A 16,139-nucleotide genomic window follows, 5' to 3' on the forward strand; every position below is an offset into this window, starting at 1 on the left:
TGTCGTGCCTTACAGGTGTCAACGCCGCACATGCGTACGGGTGCGGTGGTCAGTGCGCGGACTTCAGCGGCAGCAGTGCGCTGATGCGGAATCCTCCGCCCGGGCGCGGGCCCGCGTCCAGGGTTCCGCCGACCATGCCGATCCGCTCGCGCATGCCGATCAGGCCGTGGCCCTGGCCGTCGAAGCCGCCCTCCTCGTACAGCTCGTGCGGGGCGCCCTTGCCGTCGTCCTCGATCAGCAGCCCGAGGCCGTCGTCGAAGTAGACCAGGCGCACGCTCGCGCCCGCGTTCTCCCCGCCGTGCTTGCGGGTGTTGGTGAGCGCCTCCTGCACGATGCGGTACGCGGTCAGCTCCACGCCGCTGGGCAGCTGCCTGGGGGTGCCCTCGACCTTGAAGTCGACGGGCAGCCCGGAGGTGCGGCACTGCTCGACGAGGTCCTCGATCTGCTGGACGTCGGGCTGCGGGACGTACTCCCCGGCCTCCTTGTGCTCGCCGGTGCGCAGCACGCCCAGCAGGCGGCGCATCTCCGCGAGCGCCTGCCGGCCGGTGGAGGAGATGGTCTCCAGGGCCTTCTTCGCCTGGTCGGGCGCCGCGTCCAGGACGTAGGCGGCGCCGTCGGCCTGCACCACCATGACGGAGACGTTGTGCGCGACGACGTCGTGCAGCTCGCGCGCGATCCGGGCGCGTTCGGCGGCGACCGCGACCTTGGCCTGCGCCTCGCGCTCCTTCTCCAGCCGGGTCGCGCGCTCCTCCAGCTGCGCGAAATAGGCGCGCCGGGTGCGGACGGAGTCGCCGAGCACCCAGGCCAGGGCGAAGGGGACCGCCTGGAAGACCGTCACGGCGATGGTGGTGCCCATGCCGAGTTCGCTGTCGGACCAGCGCAGTGTGGCGAGGGGCGCCGCGCACAGGCCGGTGGCCAGCGCGGTCCGGGAGGCCCAGCGGGCGCCGGTCGCCGCCACGGTGTAGATGATCACGAGGAAGGCGAAGTCGGCGGGCATCGTCGAGACGTCGAGCGCCAGCTGCCCCACGCCGATCGCGACGGCGAGCAGCAGCATCCGCTCCGGCATCCGCTGGCGCAGCGCGATCACGACACCGAGCAGCACGACGACGGGGACGATCAGCGCCAGGCTGTCCGTCCCGTCCGCACGCGTCCCGGGGTTCGCCGCAGAGACCAGGGAGATTCCGAGCACGACGGCGGCCCAGAAGGAGTCGACCCCGGTCGGGTGTCTGCGGAGGAAATCGTAGAGGCGCTGCACGTAACCCAGCGTAGGGAAGAGGAATAGGTGCAGGGGTCAACCGAAGGGCCGATCCGTACTCCCCCCGCATACTCCGCAAGGTGGAGGCCCCGGTCTTCTGTACGCCTGCGTGACCCTCAGGGGGTGTCGTTCGGATCCTGCCGGGGCCGCGGGGCCTGGCACGCCCTCCCCCACTGCCTAAAGGGCGTGGGAGGTGCCCCCAGCGGCGTTGTCGTCGGTTGCCAGGGCTCCGCCCTGTCGCCCTCCTCCGCCTTGCAGCTGCACGCTCCCCCACGCTCGGCTTCGCTCGCGCGGGAGGGGCCCCCATCGCCCCCGCTCACGTCGGCAACAAGGCACCGCCGCCCGGAGCCGGCCTGATCCAAACGACACCCCCTAACCTTGGCCCGTGACACCAGGGACGGAAGGGTTCAGAGGGGCTGCGGAGACGGGTGGGGAGTGGCGGGGGTGGCGGCGGGCCGCCCATGACGCGCTCTACGGGCCCGAGGGGTTCTACCGCACCGCTCCCGAGGGGCCCGCCGGGCACTTCCGGACGTCCGTGCACGCGTCGCCGCTGTTCGCGGGGGCCGTGGCACGGCTGCTGTGCCGGGTCGACGAGGCGCTGGGCCGGCCCGACCCGCTGGACTTCGTGGACATGGCGGCCGGACGGGGCGAGCTGGCCGCCGGGGTGCTGGCGGCCCTGCCCGCCGACGTGGCGGCCCGTACGCGCGCGTACGCCGTCGAGGTCGCCGCCCGGCCCGAGGGTCTCGACCGGCGGGTGCGGTGGTTCGCCCAGCCGCCGGACGGCGTCACCGGGCTGCTGTTCGCCAACGAGTGGCTGGACAACGTGCCGGTGGAGGTGGCGGAGGTGGACGCCGCGGGCGTGGCGCGCCGCGTGCTCGTGCGCGGCGACGGGGCCGAGCGGCTCGGGGAGGCGGTGGCCGGGGCGGAGGCCGACTGGCTGGCCCGGTGGTGGCCGCTGAGCGGCGAGGAGGGCCTGCGGGCGGAGATCGGGCTCCCCCGCGACGAGGCCTGGGCGTCCGCCGTGGCGGCGCTGGACGGCGGGGGCGGCGGGCTCGCGGTGGCCGCCGACTACGCGCACACCGCGGCCACCCGGCCCCCCTTCGGGACGCTCACGGGTTTCCGGGAGGGGCGGGAGACGGAGCCGGTGCCCGACGGGTCGTGCGACATCACCGCGCACGTCGCGCTGGACGCGTGCGCGACCGCCCCCACCGCGAGGTGCGCTCCGGAGTACGCGCCCCCGGATGCGCTTCTGCGCCCCCAGCGAGAGGTTCTGCGCGCGCTGGGTGTCACGGCCGCCCGCCCCCCGCTCGCGCTGGCCTCCGCCGACCCGGCGGCGTACGTACGCGCTCTCGCGGGCGCCTCCCAGGCCGCCGAGTTGACCGCGCGCGGTGGCCTGGGCGGCTTCTGGTGGCTGCTCCAGCCGGTGGGGCCGGTCGACGCCGAGGGGCTACTTGTCGATGTCGCCGACGACGAAGAACAGTGACCCCAGGATCGCCACCATGTCCGCGACCAGCGTCCCGGGCAGCAGCTCCGCCAGCGCCTGGATGTTGTTGTACGACGCCGAGCGCAGCTTCAGCCGGTAGGGGGTCTTCTCGCCCTTGCTGACCAGGTAGTAGCCGTTGATGCCGAGCGGGTTCTCGGTCCAGGCGTAGGTGTGGCCCTCGGGCGCCTTGAGTACCTTCGGGAGCCGCTGGTTGACCGGCCCCGGCGCCAGCTCGGCCAGGCGGTCCAGGCAGGCGTCGGCGAGGTCCAGGGCGTTGTGCGTCTGCGCCAGCAGGACCTCGAAGCGGGCCAGGCAGTCGCCCTCGGTGCGGGTGACGACCCGGAGCGTGTCCTGGAGCTCGCCGTAGGCCAGGTAGGGCTCGTCGCGGCGCAGGTCGAAGTCGACGCCGGAGGCGCGCGCGATCGGGCCGCTGACGCCGTAGCCGTGCACCGCCTCCGGGGACAGGGCGCCCACGCCCCGCGTGCGCCCCCGGAAGATCTCGTTGCCGAGCACCAGGTCGTCGAAGACGTCCATGCGCGAGCGCACGGCGGCGACGGCGGCACGCGCGCGTGTGGTCCAGCCCGCCGGAAGGTCCTCCTTGAGACCGCCGACGCGGTTGAACATGTAGTGCATGCGCCCGCCGGAGACCTCCTCCATCACGTTCTGGAGGACCTCCCGCTCCCGGAAGGCGTAGAACACGGGGGTGATGCCGCCCAGCTCCAGCGGGTACGACCCCAGGAACATCAGGTGGTTGAGCACCCGGTTCAGCTCGGCGAGCAGCGTCCGCGTCCACACCGCGCGCGTGGGGACCTCCATGCCGAGCATCCGCTCGACGGCGAGGACGACGCCCAGCTCGTTGGAGAACGCCGACAGCCAGTCGTGGCGGTTGGCGAGCATGATGATCTGACGGTAGTCACGGGCCTCGAACAGCTTCTCCGCGCCGCGGTGCATGTAGCCGATCACCGGCTCCGCGCTCGTGATGCGCTCGCCGTCCAGAACCAGCCTGAGCCGCAGCACGCCGTGGGTGGACGGGTGCTGGGGGCCGATGTTGAGCACCATGTCGGTGCTCTCCGCGGCACCGCCGATACCGACCGTGGTCTCCGTCGTAGGAGTCATGAACACAGTCTCCCCTACGTACGCTGGCCCCATGGAGACGGGGAGCCCGGACGACACGGGCAAGGCGGGGGCGACCGAGGCGGCGGCTCCGGCAGGGGCGGCGGGCCCCGCGGGTCCGCCGCGGGAGGAGCCGGTGTGGACCGGCCTGCCCCCGGGGCTGCTGCGCATGCGGCGGCTGTTGCTGGTGGTGTGGCTGGGCCTGCTGACGCTCGCCGGGGGCCTGCTGCCCGCGCTGTTCCTGGACCCCTTCTGGGCCGGTCTGGCGCTCCTGCCGCTGGCCCTGATGGCCTGGGGCTGGGTGATGCTGGAGCGCAACTGGCGCTCGTGGCGGTACGCCGAGCGCGCCGACGACCTGCTGATCAGCCGGGGCGTGCTGTGGCGGGAGGAGACCGTCGTCCCGTACGGGCGCATGCAGCTGGTCGAGGTCACCTCCGGGCCGGTGGAGCGGCACTTCGGCCTGGCCAGCGTGCAGCTGCACACGGCGGCCGCCGCGACCGACGCCACCATCCCCGGCCTCGACCCGGCCGAGGCGGAACGCCTCCGCGACCGCCTCACCGAGCTGGGCGAGGCCCGATCGGCGGGACTGTGAGCGGGCCCGGGGCGGAGAAGGGCCGGGCAGAGGGCGGTACGACGGGCGGCACGTCGGGCGGTACGACGGGAGTCGGGAGCGGTGCCGACGCCCCGGCGGACGGCACCCAAGAGCCCGCCCCGGCGCGCCGGGCGAACGCGGCAGGCCCCGACGGCGCCCTGAAGGAGCCGCGCCCCGGCGCGGGAGCGGCCCCGGGTCGCGTGCCGGGGGCGGCCGCCCGTACGGCGGGCTCCCCCGACGTTCCGGGGACCGGCCCGGGCATCCCTGGCTCCCCCGACTCCCCGGATGCCGACCTCGGCACCCCCGGCGAGGGCACCCCCGGCGAGGGCACGGGAGACGACGAGGGCACGGGAGACGACGCGGCCGCGCGCCCTGACCGCGCCCTCGGCGCCGGGTCGGGACCGGCGGAAACCACCGGCGGCGCCCCGGGCACCGAAGCGGTCCGCTCCGTAGCAGGCAGCGACACCCCAGCGGCCGACCCCGCGCCCGGCGCCGGAACCGAAGCGGCCGACCCCCCACCCCGCACCGACACCGAAGCGATCGGTACCCCGCCCGGCACCGACACCGCAGCGATCGGCTCCCCGCCCGGCAGCGGCCCCGGCGCGACCCCGCCCGCCGACGGAGTCGCCGAGCGCCGTCTGCACCCCGTCACGCCGCTGCGGCGGGCGTGGGCGCCGATCGCCGTGCTCGTCGGGTGGGCCGTGCACGACCCCGACCAGGCGCAGCGCCAGCTGACCCGGCTGACCACGGCCCACCTGCTGATCGGGCTCGCCGTACTCATCCCGGCCGCCGCCCTCTACGGCTTCCTCACCTGGTGGTTCACCCACTACGCGGTGACCGACACGGAGCTGCGGATCCGTACCGGACTGCTGTTCCGCCGCACCGCCCACATCCGCCTCGAACGCATCCAGGCGATCGACGTCACCCAGCCCCTGCTGGCCCGGATCGCGGGGGTCGCCAAGCTGAAACTCGACGTCATAGGCACCGGCAAGAAGGACGAGCTGGCCTTCCTGGGCGCCGACGAGGCGCGAGCCCTGCGGGCGGAGCTGCTCGCGCGCGCGGCGGGCTTCGCACCGGAGACCGCGCACGAGGTCGGTGAGGCCCCCGCGCGGCAGCTGCTGCGGGTGCCGCCCGGCGTCCTCGCCGTCTCCCTGCTGCTGACCGGCGCGACCTGGGGCACGCTGCTCGCCGCCGCCGTCGTACCGACGCTGCTGTGGCTGGCCACCCACAACCTGTGGACGGTGCTGGCGACCGCCCTGCCGCTGGTGGGCGCCGCGGGCGCGAACAGCGCGGGCCGGTTCGTCGCGGAGTACGACTGGACGGTGGCCGAGTCCCCGGACGGTCTCCGCATCGACCACGGCCTGCTGGACCGCGTCCACGAGACGGTACCGCCGGGCCGGGTGCAGACCGTGCGGATCGTGGAGCCGCTGCTGTGGCGGCGCCGCCGCTGGGTGCGGGTGGAGCTGGACGTGGCCGGGTCGTCGAACTCCGTCCTGCTGCCGGTCGCGCCGCGCGAGATCGCCGAGTCGGTCGTCGCGCGGGTGCTGCCCGGGGTGACCGTGCCGACGGGAGCGGAACTGTCCCGCCCGCCCCGGCGGGCGGCGCGGTGCAGGCCGGTGTGGTGGCGCGGACACGGGCTCGCCGTCACCGACGCGGTCTTCGCCAGCCGGCACGGCCTGCTGCGCCGCAGTCTGGCACTCGTGCCGCACGCCAAGGTCCAGAGCGTCCGCCTGACGCAGGGGCCCTGGCGGCGCGCCCTGCGGCTGGCCGACGTCACGGTGGACACGGGGGCGAACAAGACCGTGAGCGCACGGCTGCGGGACGCCGACGAGGCGGCACGGCTGCTGCGGAGCCAGGCGGAACGCTCCAGGACCGGCCGCCGGGACGCCCCGCCGGACCGCTGGATGGCGTGAGCCGGCGCCGCCGCCCGCGGAGGCTACGGGGCGGTCAGGAGACCGCGCTGCGCAGCCCCTGGACGTCGATCTGCTCGGTCTCGTCGTGGGCGGTCAGGTCGATCACCTGGCTCACGTCACGGGACTCCTCGCCGGCCGGCTTGAAGGAGATCTCGCCCTCGGCCTTGTGCAGGGCGAGCGCCTCCTGGCCGACCACGTCGGCCAGGTCCTCGTTCTGCACGGTCTCCAGGGCGGCGTCGGAGGTGGCCGCCGCGTCCAGCGCACCCTCGGGGGCCTTGGTGCCGAAGAAGTCGAAGCCGCCCTCGACCACCGGACGCCGGGCCGGAGCCGCCGGTACGACGGCCACCGCGGTCGGCACCGTGAAGTGCCCGTCGGCCCGCCGGGTGGGCTGCGAGGACTGGGTGGACTGCGCGGGCCCCGCGTCGGACGTCGTCGTCGGGGAGGCGGCGGCGGTGCGCTCGTGGCCGTCGGCCGCCTCGGGCTGCCCCTGCACCCCGTCCTCCGGACCGGCCTCGGCCGGCGCCGCGCTCTCTCCGCCGCCACCGCCGCCGTCACCGTCACCGTCGGATCCGTCGGCGTCACCGCCACCGTCACCGTCCGAGCCGTCGGTGTCGCCGTCCTCGTCGGCCCCCTCGGCGGTCCCGGCCCGGTCGCCACCGTCCGGGCCGTCGGGCGCGCCGTCGTCCAGGCGGGCCAGCGCCGCGTTGGCGCGCAGGAACAGCCGGGACCCCTCGGGCGAGAAGACCGCGGGGACGGCGGCCTCTTCGGCGTCCCCGCTCTTCCCGGCCGACGCCTCCTCGGCTTCCTCCGCCTTCTCGGCCACCGTCTCCACCGCCTCCGGCGTCTCCTGGACCGGCGTCTCCTGGGCCGGGGCGGTGCGCGCGGCGGGCAGCGCGGGTGCCTGCGGAGCGGCCTCGATCTCGAGCAGGCGGCGGCCCTCCAGCGCACTGGCGCGCTCGGTCTCCGCCGTGGCGTAGCGCCGCAGCAGCGAGGCGTGCTCGTTGCGCAGCCCCGCCAGCTCGGTGCGCTTGGCCCGCAGCCGGTGCTCGAGCTTCTGCCGCAGCTCGCGCGACTCCTCCAGGTCGGACTCCAGTTCGGCGACCCGCTCCTCGAACCGCCACTCGTCACTGGCCCGCGCGCGCGTGAGGTCGGCGACCCGCCGGCCCGCCTGGGCGTCCCAGTGCCGCATGACGACCGCACCGGCCACAGCCGTCACCGCGGCGGCGGCGGCCAGTACGCGCAGGATCAGCATCTCGCCGAACAACCAGGGCCCGAGGGCGCAGACGACCGAAACACCTGCGATCGCCGAGGGAGGAAGCAGCCTGTGCAAAGGCGGGGAATGGCGGTGACGTCCACGTGGCATGGCCAGAAACTTACCGCGCGTAGGCGAATCTTGGCGCCCCGCCCCGTAAAAACTCGGCCGTCTCCGACGTGTTCACAGGGTGCGGGTAATCCACATCCCCGGCGGCGGGGGAATTACTCCCCGACTTCAAGATCATTCAAGAGTCCCGTCCGCCGTTCAGCCGCCCGTCCAGCCACCGCAGCGTCGCGGGAATCTCACGCCGCCAGGTATTGAAGTTGTGTCCGCCGCTTTCCAGGATGATCGACGAGATCCGCGTCGGCCTCTTCTCCTTCACCAGACCGATGAACTTCAGCGTGTCCTTGTAGTTCGTCTCGCCGGTCCTGCTGCTGGTGACGAGCAGTGAAGTGTCCGGCGCGGGCCTGTTCTTGAGATACCACCAGAGGCTGGCCCGGTTCTCCCGGTCCTTGTCGCCCTGGAAGAGATCGCCCGTGGTGGGGTCGTTCGGCGCGTCGTAGTACGGGGAGAGCCCGGCCCCGGCGGCGTACACCTCCGGGTGGTGGACGGCGAGCTTCAGGGCGCAGTAGCCGCCGGTCGAGTTGCCGACGACGCCCCAGCCCCGCGGCCCCTTGTCCACCCGGTAGTGGGCACTCACCGCCTCGGGCAGGTCCTTCGCGAAGAACGTCTCCGTCTGCGGCCCGCCCGGTACGTCCACGCACTCCGTGTCGCGCGGCGGCGCCACCGTGGGCCGCAGCATCACCAGGATCATCGGCCGCATCCGGCCGGCCTTCGCCAGTTCCAGCGCCGTGCGCGGGTAGTGCAGCTTCTCCACCAGCGCCTCGGCGGTCCCCGGGTAACCGGTCAGGACGACGGCCGCGGGAAACGTACGGCCGCGGTGCCACGCCTGGAAGTACTCCGGCGGCAGGTACACGAACGCGGGTGACGCGATCCGCGACGTGCGCCCGAAGACCCGTATCTCCTCGACCCGCCCCGAGACCTCGGGCCGCGACCCGGCCGCGGGCGTCACCCGCCGCTTCCCGACGACCCGCAGCGGCCCGCCGTCCGCACCGGCCGAGTGGTCCACGACCACGCCCTGCCCGTCCTCCCGTCCGAACAGGTCGGCCCAGCTGCCGTAGAACCCGAAGGACTGGTTGGCGACCAGCCCCACCGCAGCGAAGACCGCCACCTGGGTGGCGAGCAGCAGACCGACCCTGCCGAGTACGGCCCGCACGCTCCGGCGCGCCAGCCGCGGCCACAGCCACACCGTCCCGGCGAACAGCAGCACACCGGCCACCACGGCCAGCGCCAGCACCTTGTCGCTCGTCAAACCCATGCCCCGCTACCGCCCACGCCTTCCGTGCGCCCGACCATCCGTCCGCCGGTCCGATCGTCCGATCGTCCAGTCATCCGTTCGTCGGGGCTTTGTGATCAGAGGGGAGTGAACCTCTCCCTCCGAGACACCGTCCTAGAGGGCGCAATGTCGCCGGATGCCCGAAACGGGCCCGGATCCACGGTCTCTCGCAGAACTAACAGGTGCGATGTCTGTCAGGACAGATGAGGAAATGTCGGGCGCGGTTCCGGCGAGGTCCGCCCGCATACGGCGCATACCGCGCGGCCCCCGTCCGGAGAGCGTCCCTCTCCTCGTCGGCCGCGCCTGTGTGCTCGTCGGCCTGCTGAACATCGCGGCGGGTTCCTTCCCCCGCTTCCGGCACAGTCGTATGCACGCCCTGGCCGAGGTGCTGCCCGGCGCCTTCGGCCCCTTCGCCGCCGCCCTCTCCCTCTGCGCCGGCGTCCTGCTGCTCCTGCTCGCCCACGGCCTCAAGCGCCGCAAACGCCGGGCCTGGCGGGCTGCCGTCGCGCTGCTCCCGGTCGGCGCCGTCGCGCAGTTCACGTACCGCCACTCCCTGCTCGGCGTACTGATCTCCCTGGTCCTGCTGGCCCTCCTCCTGCGCCACCGCACCGAGTTCGCCGCCCTCCCCGACCCGCGCAGCCGCTGGCGGGCCCTGGCCAACTTCGTCCTCATGAGCGCCGGTTCCGTCCTGCTCGGCCTCCTCGTGGTCAACGCGCACCCGCACCGCATGCTCGGCGACCCGAGCCTGGCCGACCGCATCACCCACGTCCTGTACGGCCTGTTCGGCGTCGAGGGCCCGGTCGACTACCGGGGCAACACCTCCTGGACGGTCGCCTTCTCCCTGGGCGCCCTCGGCCTGCTGACCGCCGTCACCACGATCTACCTGGCCTTCCGGCCCGAACACCCGGCAGCCCGCCTCACCGAGGACGACGAGACGCGCCTGCGCGCCCTCCTCGCCCGGCACGGCGGCCGCGACTCCCTCGGCCACTTCGCGCTGCGCCGCGACAAGGCCGTCGTCTTCTCCCCCAGCGGCAAGGCAGCCGTCACCTACCGCGTCGTCTCCGGTGTGATGCTGGCCAGCGGCGACCCGATCGGCGACGTCGAGGCCTGGCCCGGCGCCATCGAACGCTTCATGGACGAGGCGCGCGCCCACTCCTGGACGCCCGCCGTGATGGGCTGCTCCGAGACCGGCGGCGAGGTCTGGACCCGCGAGACCGGCCTCGACGCCCTCGAACTCGGCGACGAGGCGGTGGTGGACGTGGCGGATTTCTCCCTCGCCGGCCGCGCGATGCGCAACGTGCGACAGATGGTCAAGCGCATCGAGCGGGCCGGTTACGAGACCCGGGTACGGCGCGTGGCTGATCTCTCCGACGCCGAACTGGACCGCGTCCGCCGCGCCGCCGACGCCTGGCGCGGCACCGACACCGAGCGCGGCTTCTCCATGGCCCTGGGCCGCGTCGGCGACCCGGCCGACGGCGACTGCCTCATCGCGACCGCCCACAAGCAGGACGCCGAACCGGGCGAGTACGGCGACCTGAAGGCGGTCCTGCACTTCGTGCCGTGGGGCCCGGACGGGGCATCCCTGGACCTCATGCGCCGCGACCGCGCGGCCGACCCCGGCATGAACGAACTCCTGATCGTGGCGGCGCTCCAGGCCGCCCCGAAACTGGGCGTCGCGCGAGTGTCCCTGAACTTCGCCATGTTCCGCGCGGCGCTCGCGCGCGGCGAGAAGATCGGCGCGGGCCCGGTCCTGCGCGCGTGGCGCGGGCTGCTGGTCTTCCTCTCCCGCTGGTTCCAGATCGAGTCCCTGTACAAGTTCAACGCGAAGTTCCGGCCCCGCTGGGAGCCGCGCTTCGTGGTCTACCGCCGCTCCGCCGACCTCCCCCGCATCGGCTTCGCCGCGATGCAGGCGGAAGGGTTCGTCACGGTGCCGCTGCCGCGGTTCCTGCGCCGCCGGACGCCCGCGCGGCGCCCCTGCGCGCACCAGACGCCGGCGCGGGCGGCGTAGGACGACCGCCGGTCCGGGGTGGTCGCGGCCGCGTCGGTGGAGGACCCCGGCCGGCCCGGGCACCCCACCCGCACCAGCGCCGGAGGCAGCGGCACCCCACCCGCACCACCGCCGGAAGCAGCAGCACCCCACCCGCACCACCGCCGGAAGCAGCAGCACCCCACCCGCACCACCGCCGGAAGCAGCAGCACCCCACCCGCACCAGCGCCGGAGGCAGCGGCGGCCACCCCGGGCCACCACCTACGCTGAACACATGAGCAAGCAGACCGGCCGCCGCCACCCTCTCGCGGGACTGACCGCCTGGGACCGCTGCGCGGTCATGGGCGTCGTCAACGTGACCCCCGACTCCTTCTCCGACGGCGGCCGCTTCTTCGACACCACGGCCGCCATCAAACACGGCCTCGACCTGGTCGCCGAGGGGGCCGACCTGGTGGACGTCGGCGGCGAGTCCACCCGCCCGGGCGCGACCCGCGTCGACGAGGACGAGGAACTCAGGCGCGTGGTCCCGGTCGTGCGCGGCCTCGCCTCCGAGGGCGTCACGATCTCCGTCGACACCATGCGCGCCTCCGTCGCCGAGCAGGCCCTCGCCGCCGGTGCCGCCCTGGTCAACGACGTGAGCGGCGGTCTCGCCGACCCCCGGATGATCCCGGTCGTCGCCGACGCGGGCGCCCCCTTCGTCGTCATGCACTGGCGCGGCCTCCTGGAGGGCGGCAACGTCAGGGGCACCTACGCCGACGTCGTCACCGAGGTCGTCGACGAACTGCACGCGCGTGTGGAGGCCGTTCTCGACGGCGGCATCGCCCCCGAGCGCATCGTCGTCGACCCCGGCCTCGGCTTCTCCAAGGACGCCGAGCACGACCTCGTCCTCCTCGCCCACCTCGACCGCCTCCTGGCCCTCGGCCACCCCGTCCTCGTCGCCGCCTCCCGCAAGCGGTTCCTCGGCCGGGTCCTCGCCGGGCCGGAGGCCACCCCGCCCCCCGCGCGCGAGCGCGACGCGGCCACCGCCGCGGTCTCCGCCCTCGCGGCGCACGCCGGCGCGTGGGCGGTCCGTGTCCACGAGGTCCGCGCCACCGCCGACGCCGTACGCGTCGCCCGCGCCGTCGAAGGCGCCCGGTGAACGCGCCGCACCTCGACGTCGAACAGGTCGAGGCCGCCAACACCGCCTTCTACGAGGCGCTGGAGGAGGGCGACTTCGAGAAGGTCTCCGAGTTCTGGCTCACCCCCTCCGACCTGGGCGTCGACGAGTCGTACCACGACCCCGCCGACGCCGGTGTGGTCTCCTGCGTGCACCCGGGCTGGCCGGTCCTCACCGGCCGCGGCGAGGTCCTGCGCTCCTACGCCCTGATCATGGCGAACACGGACTACATCCAGTTCTTCCTCACCGACGTGCACGTCTCCGTCACCGGCGACACCGCCCTGGTCACCTGCACCGAGAACATCCTCAGCGGCGGCCCCGCCCCCGACGGCGGCGAGGAGCTCGGCCCGCTCGTCGGGCAGCTCGTGGTGGCCACCAACACGTTCCGCCGCACCCCCGACGGCTGGAAGCTCTGGTCCCACCACGCCTCCCCGGTGCTCGCCGAGAGCGAGGCCGACGAGGGCGACGAGACCCCTCCCTGACCCGGCGGGACACGGCGGGACACGGCGGGGCACGGCGCGGCAGCGACGTGGCTGGAATCACGGACCACGGCGCAGGGGCGGCTGTCATCCCGTGATCCACCGCGACCGCCGGGGAAACGCACGGTGAAAACTGCCTGCTCCCGCCCCTCCCGCACACCCCGCGGCCCGGCACTGTCGGTGCACGCGGGTAGATTCGACTGGGGCCGACGTACCGCCCGCACGTGGTACGACCGGCCGAACCGACGACTGCAGGAGTGATTCGCGTGGATCGTGTCGCGCTGCGCGGCCTGAAGGCCCGCGGGCACCACGGTGTGTTCCCCAAGGAACGCGAGGACGGCCAGACCTTCCTCGTGGACATCGTCCTTGGCCTGGACACCCGTCCGGCCGCGGCCGACGACGACCTGGCGAAGACCGTGCACTACGGCATCGTGGCCGAGGAGGTCGTGGCCGTCGTCGAGGGCGATCCGGTCGACCTCGTCGAGACCCTCGCCGAGCGCATCGCCCAGGTCTGCCTGAAGCACGCGGGGGTCGAGGAGGTCGAGGTCTGCGTCCACAAGCCGGACGCGCCGATCACCGTCCCCTTCGACGACGTGACCGTCACCATCATCCGGAGCCGTGTATGAGCGCCCCCTTCGCCAAGGGTCCGAGCGACCCGACCGTACAGCCCGTGCCCGCCTCCGTCATCGAGCAGGTCGACGCCGCGGACACCACCCTGTCCAACCCCAAGCGCGCGGTGATCGCCCTCGGCGCCAACCTGGGCAACCGCCTGGAGACCCTCCAGGGCGCCATCGACGCCCTGGAGGACACCCCGGGCGTGCGCGTCAAAGGGGTCTCCCCCGTCTACGAGACGGAGCCGTGGGGCGTCGCGCCCGACAGCCAGCCCTCGTACTTCAACGCGGTCGTGATCGTGAAGACGACCCTGCCCCCGGACTCCCTCCTGGAGCGGGCGCACGCGGTCGAGGAGGCCTTCCACCGGGTCCGCGACGAGCGCTGGGGCCCGCGCACCCTGGACGTCGACATCGTCGCCTACGCCGAGGTCGTCTCCGACGACCCGCGGCTCACCCTCCCGCACCCGCGCGCCCACGAACGCGCCTTCGTCCTGGCCCCCTGGCTCGACGTGGACCCCGAGGCCGCGCTGCCCGGACAGGGCTCGGTCGCCGACCTCCTGGGCGCCGTCACCCGCGACGGGGTGGCGCCCCGCGCCGACCTGGAACTCCGGCTGCCCGAGTAGTCGTTAAGGTCGACGAGGACGACGAGGTCAGGACGACCGCGCCGGGGAACCGAAGGGACACCGGAACACCGTGAAAGAGCTGCGCATCAGGGTGCTGGCCGGCGTGTTCGTCGTCGCGGGGGTGCTGTCCTGGGCCGGCGCCCGCCTGTGGAACTCGGTCGGGAGCCTCCCGAGCGTCCCCCTCGCCGCCCCCGTCGTCCTCGCCCTGATCGCGGTGATCCTGCTGGCCACGGCGCTCTCCATCCGGGCCCGTCTGAAGGCGCAGCGGGAGCGGGTGCCCGGCGCCAAGGGCGTCGACCCGATGATGGCGGCCCGCGCGGTCGTCTTCGGCCAGGCCAGCGCCCTGGTGGCCGCCCTCGTCGCCGGCATGTACGGCGGCACCGGCGTCTTCCTGCTGGAGTACCTCGACGTCCCGGCCCGCCGCGACCAGGCGATCTACGCCGGTTCCTCGGTCGTGGCGGGCATCGCCGTCATAGCGGCCGCCCTCTTCATGGAACGGGTCTGCAAACTCCCGGAAGACGAGGACGACGACCACCCGGGCGCGGCGTCAGCGGCGTGACGCGCCCGTCTGACCAGGGCTGGCGGGCCAAGTGTCCGTGTACCAGGAATCCGGGGTGGGGGTCGAGTCGGTAGCTGTAGAGGGTGAACGGCTTGTTCACCGTGGTCCGCGGCCGCACCTCGTGGACCTGGGTCCAGCACGACTCCCGGAGTTGCAGCGGGTGCTGTTCGGATTGGAACGTGCCTCGGGCAGGCCAGCTGTCGACCACGGCCAACTGAGACGCGAGCCCCCTGTTCCGTGGAGTGAACCGCGCGCCCACCACCTGCGCCAGGTCCGAGAGAAACGGGACGTTCGCACTGACGAGCAGACGGCCGGACCAGGCTTTGGCACGCCACCCGTCGCCATCCGCGTAGCCGTCCAGAAAGCCTTCAAACGTCTCCCTGTCCCGGAGAACGACCCGGGGAAATCGCTGCCGCATGTGGTGCGCGTCACCACCGACGTACTGCCTCATCAAGTCGGCGAGGTACGACGACACCACACGCACGCGAAAACCTGGGACGTCCCGCTGGAGGTAACCGGACGGTCGGGTCACTGCCTCCGGACGGGCGGGCAACCCGGTGGCAGCGGTGAGGCACGCCGCATAGCGCTCGGCGAAAGCCTCGTCGTTGACCACCAGGGACACGTAGTTCTTGCCGACGGTCCCGTCCGCGCAGTTGGCCCCGATCAGGTAGCCCAGTTCGTAACCCGGCTTGACGGTCAACCGTGTGCGACACAGCTTTCGCGCCTGGGTCCAGGCAAGCACGGTCCCCGTGGCATCTCTCGCGTGGACCCAGCCGTCGGGCGTACCCAGCATCTGGTCAGGTGCCACGGTGAAGCTGACACGGTCGGTCACGACGTCCACGACTTCGCGAGCTCGGGTCGTGGCGACGGCCGTCACCGTGGTCGGGACCGTGCGCTCCCCGTCCAACATCCACAGACGGCAGCCCACTCGCACGTCCCGCGCCCGCAGGCGCCCCTCGACCGCGTTCACCGTCTGGTTGCTGGGCAACCCGTGCCCCACGGCGATCCCCCTTGATCAGTGAGCAACCCACTGATCAAGGACGATATCGGGAACCACTGACAATCGGGTCAGCGCGCCAGTATCAGGCTCATGGCCTCGGCACGCGTCGTAGCGTCCCGAAGCTGCCCGCGCACCGCCGACGTCGTGGTCTTGGCACCCGGCTTACGAACCCCTCGCACCGACATGCACATGTGCTCGGCCTCGACGACGACGATCACGCCCCGCGCCTCGAGAATCCGCATGAGCGAGTCGGCGACCTGCGTGGTGAGACGTTCCTGCACCTGCAGGCGACGCGCGAAGACCTCGACCAGCCGCGCGAGCTTCGACAGGCCGGTGATCTTGCCGCTCGCCGCCGGGATGTAGCCGATGTGCGCCACACCGTGGAACGGCAGCATGTGGTGCTCGCACAGGCTGACGATCTCGATGTCCTTCACCAGGACCATTTCGTCGTGCCCGATGTCGAACGTCGTCGTCAGGACGTCCTCGGGCTCCTGCGCATGTCCCGCCAGAAGCTCCCTGTACGCCCGCGCCACCCGCCCCGGCGTCTCCCTCAGGCCCTCGCGGTCCGGGTCCTCGCCGACCGCGATGAGCAGTTCGCGCACGGCGTTCTCGGCCCGCTTCTCGTCGAACTCGCCGATCTGGCCCTCGCCGTCCAGCGTCACGGGGTCGGTCATCTGATGCCTCGTTCCTGATCCGTCCTGCGAACGGCATACCGAA

15 protein-coding genes are annotated in these 16,139 nt (G+C 73.2%); 9 read left to right on the forward strand and 6 right to left on the reverse strand.

All coding sequences use genetic code 11. The annotated features are described in order from the left end of the window. Positions 1-49 precede the first annotated feature (49 nt). Complete coding sequence (locus OHA99_RS16410) at positions 50-1,255, reverse strand: sensor histidine kinase (protein WP_153178612.1); 1,206 nt, start codon at positions 1,253-1,255, stop codon at positions 50-52. Positions 1,256-1,640: 385 nt separating this feature from the next. On the opposite strand from OHA99_RS16410, the gene OHA99_RS16415 reads away from it, so the two are divergent. Continuing rightward, positions 1,641-2,738 (forward strand): SAM-dependent methyltransferase, encoded by a 1,098-nt coding sequence (locus tag OHA99_RS16415; protein WP_405696390.1) that lies wholly within the window; start codon positions 1,641-1,643, stop codon positions 2,736-2,738. Here OHA99_RS16415 and OHA99_RS16420 read toward each other — a convergent pair. Then, positions 2,703-3,854, reverse strand: a complete 1,152-nt coding sequence (locus tag OHA99_RS16420) for an NADH-quinone oxidoreductase subunit D (RefSeq protein ID WP_153178614.1) — start codon at positions 3,852-3,854, stop codon at positions 2,703-2,705. The two genes, OHA99_RS16415 and OHA99_RS16420, sit on opposite strands and share 36 nt — an antisense overlap. A gap of 31 nt (positions 3,855-3,885) precedes the next feature. On the opposite strand from OHA99_RS16420, the gene OHA99_RS16425 reads away from it, so the two are divergent. Then, positions 3,886-4,443, forward strand: coding sequence for a PH domain-containing protein (locus OHA99_RS16425; protein ID WP_194279976.1), 558 nt, complete (start codon positions 3,886-3,888; stop codon positions 4,441-4,443). Between the two features lie 572 nt (positions 4,444-5,015). Beyond that, on the forward strand, positions 5,016-6,356 hold the full coding sequence (locus tag OHA99_RS16430) for a PH domain-containing protein (protein WP_405698963.1): 1,341 nt from the start codon (positions 5,016-5,018) through the stop codon (positions 6,354-6,356). Positions 6,357-6,390: 34 nt separating this feature from the next. Here the strand turns inward: OHA99_RS16430 and OHA99_RS16435 are convergent, their stop codons facing one another. Both OHA99_RS16435 and OHA99_RS16440 read right to left on the reverse strand, forming a co-directional pair. Further along, positions 6,391-7,719, reverse strand: a complete 1,329-nt coding sequence (locus OHA99_RS16435; protein ID WP_405696393.1) for a hypothetical protein — start codon at positions 7,717-7,719, stop codon at positions 6,391-6,393. A 136-nt stretch (positions 7,720-7,855) separates the two neighbouring features. Next, the gene (locus OHA99_RS16440) at positions 7,856-8,989 is read right to left on the reverse strand and encodes an alpha/beta hydrolase (RefSeq protein ID WP_405696395.1); all 1,134 of its coding nucleotides are present in this window, start codon (positions 8,987-8,989) and stop codon (positions 7,856-7,858) included. A gap of 229 nt (positions 8,990-9,218) precedes the next feature. On the opposite strand from OHA99_RS16440, the gene OHA99_RS16445 reads away from it, so the two are divergent. From OHA99_RS16445 to OHA99_RS16470, 6 genes are all read left to right on the forward strand, one after another. Then, positions 9,219-11,015, forward strand: coding sequence for a phosphatidylglycerol lysyltransferase domain-containing protein (locus tag OHA99_RS16445; protein WP_153178616.1), 1,797 nt, complete (start codon positions 9,219-9,221; stop codon positions 11,013-11,015). A gap of 253 nt (positions 11,016-11,268) precedes the next feature. Next, positions 11,269-12,132: a dihydropteroate synthase gene (gene folP, locus OHA99_RS16450; RefSeq protein ID WP_153178617.1), complete on the forward strand. Its 864-nt coding sequence runs from the start codon at positions 11,269-11,271 to the stop codon at positions 12,130-12,132. Beyond that, complete coding sequence (locus tag OHA99_RS16455; protein ID WP_153178618.1) at positions 12,129-12,632, forward strand: nuclear transport factor 2 family protein; 504 nt, start codon at positions 12,129-12,131, stop codon at positions 12,630-12,632. Before folP ends, OHA99_RS16455 begins: the two co-directional genes overlap by 4 nt. 263 nt (positions 12,633-12,895) lie before the next feature. Further along, positions 12,896-13,255, forward strand: coding sequence for a dihydroneopterin aldolase (folB, locus tag OHA99_RS16460; protein ID WP_087790041.1), 360 nt, complete (start codon positions 12,896-12,898; stop codon positions 13,253-13,255). Then, entirely contained in the window at positions 13,252-13,863 is a 612-nt protein-coding gene (folK, locus tag OHA99_RS16465) for a 2-amino-4-hydroxy-6-hydroxymethyldihydropteridine diphosphokinase (RefSeq protein WP_153178619.1), read from the forward strand. Before folB ends, folK begins: the two co-directional genes overlap by 4 nt. A gap of 70 nt (positions 13,864-13,933) precedes the next feature. After that, on the forward strand, positions 13,934-14,422 hold the full coding sequence (locus OHA99_RS16470; protein WP_153178620.1) for a DUF3180 domain-containing protein: 489 nt from the start codon (positions 13,934-13,936) through the stop codon (positions 14,420-14,422). Here OHA99_RS16470 and OHA99_RS16475 read toward each other — a convergent pair. Both OHA99_RS16475 and folE read right to left on the reverse strand, forming a co-directional pair. Continuing rightward, positions 14,352-15,410 carry a hypothetical protein gene (locus OHA99_RS16475; RefSeq protein WP_405696398.1) on the reverse strand — a complete coding sequence of 353 codons (1,059 nt, stop codon included), beginning with the start codon at positions 15,408-15,410 and terminating at the stop codon, positions 14,352-14,354. The two genes, OHA99_RS16470 and OHA99_RS16475, sit on opposite strands and share 71 nt — an antisense overlap. An 80-nt stretch (positions 15,411-15,490) precedes the next feature. Next, positions 15,491-16,096 carry a GTP cyclohydrolase I FolE gene (gene folE, locus OHA99_RS16480; protein WP_153178621.1) on the reverse strand — a complete coding sequence of 202 codons (606 nt, stop codon included), beginning with the start codon at positions 16,094-16,096 and terminating at the stop codon, positions 15,491-15,493. Positions 16,097-16,139 lie beyond the last annotated feature (43 nt).

It is taken from the genome of Streptomyces coelicoflavus, from assembly GCF_045041415.1.
Taxonomy (GTDB): Bacteria; Actinomycetota; Actinomycetes; order Streptomycetales; family Streptomycetaceae; genus Streptomyces; species Streptomyces coelicoflavus.

Coding starts and splice junctions, on each gene's coding strand:
- OHA99_RS16420 (WP_153178614.1), bottom strand. CDS start 3,854: ATGACTCCTACGACGGAGACCACGGTCGGTATCGGCGGTGCCGCGGAG.
- OHA99_RS16425 (WP_194279976.1), top strand. CDS start 3,886: ATGGAGACGGGGAGCCCGGACGACACGGGCAAGGCGGGGGCGACCGAG.
- OHA99_RS16435 (WP_405696393.1), bottom strand. CDS start 7,719: ATGCCACGTGGACGTCACCGCCATTCCCCGCCTTTGCACAGGCTGCTT.
- OHA99_RS16440 (WP_405696395.1), bottom strand. CDS start 8,989: ATGGGTTTGACGAGCGACAAGGTGCTGGCGCTGGCCGTGGTGGCCGGT.
- OHA99_RS16445 (WP_153178616.1), top strand. CDS start 9,219: ATGTCGGGCGCGGTTCCGGCGAGGTCCGCCCGCATACGGCGCATACCG.
- folP (WP_153178617.1), top strand. CDS start 11,269: ATGAGCAAGCAGACCGGCCGCCGCCACCCTCTCGCGGGACTGACCGCC.
- folK (WP_153178619.1), top strand. CDS start 13,252: ATGAGCGCCCCCTTCGCCAAGGGTCCGAGCGACCCGACCGTACAGCCC.
- folE (WP_153178621.1), bottom strand. CDS start 16,096: ATGACCGACCCCGTGACGCTGGACGGCGAGGGCCAGATCGGCGAGTTC.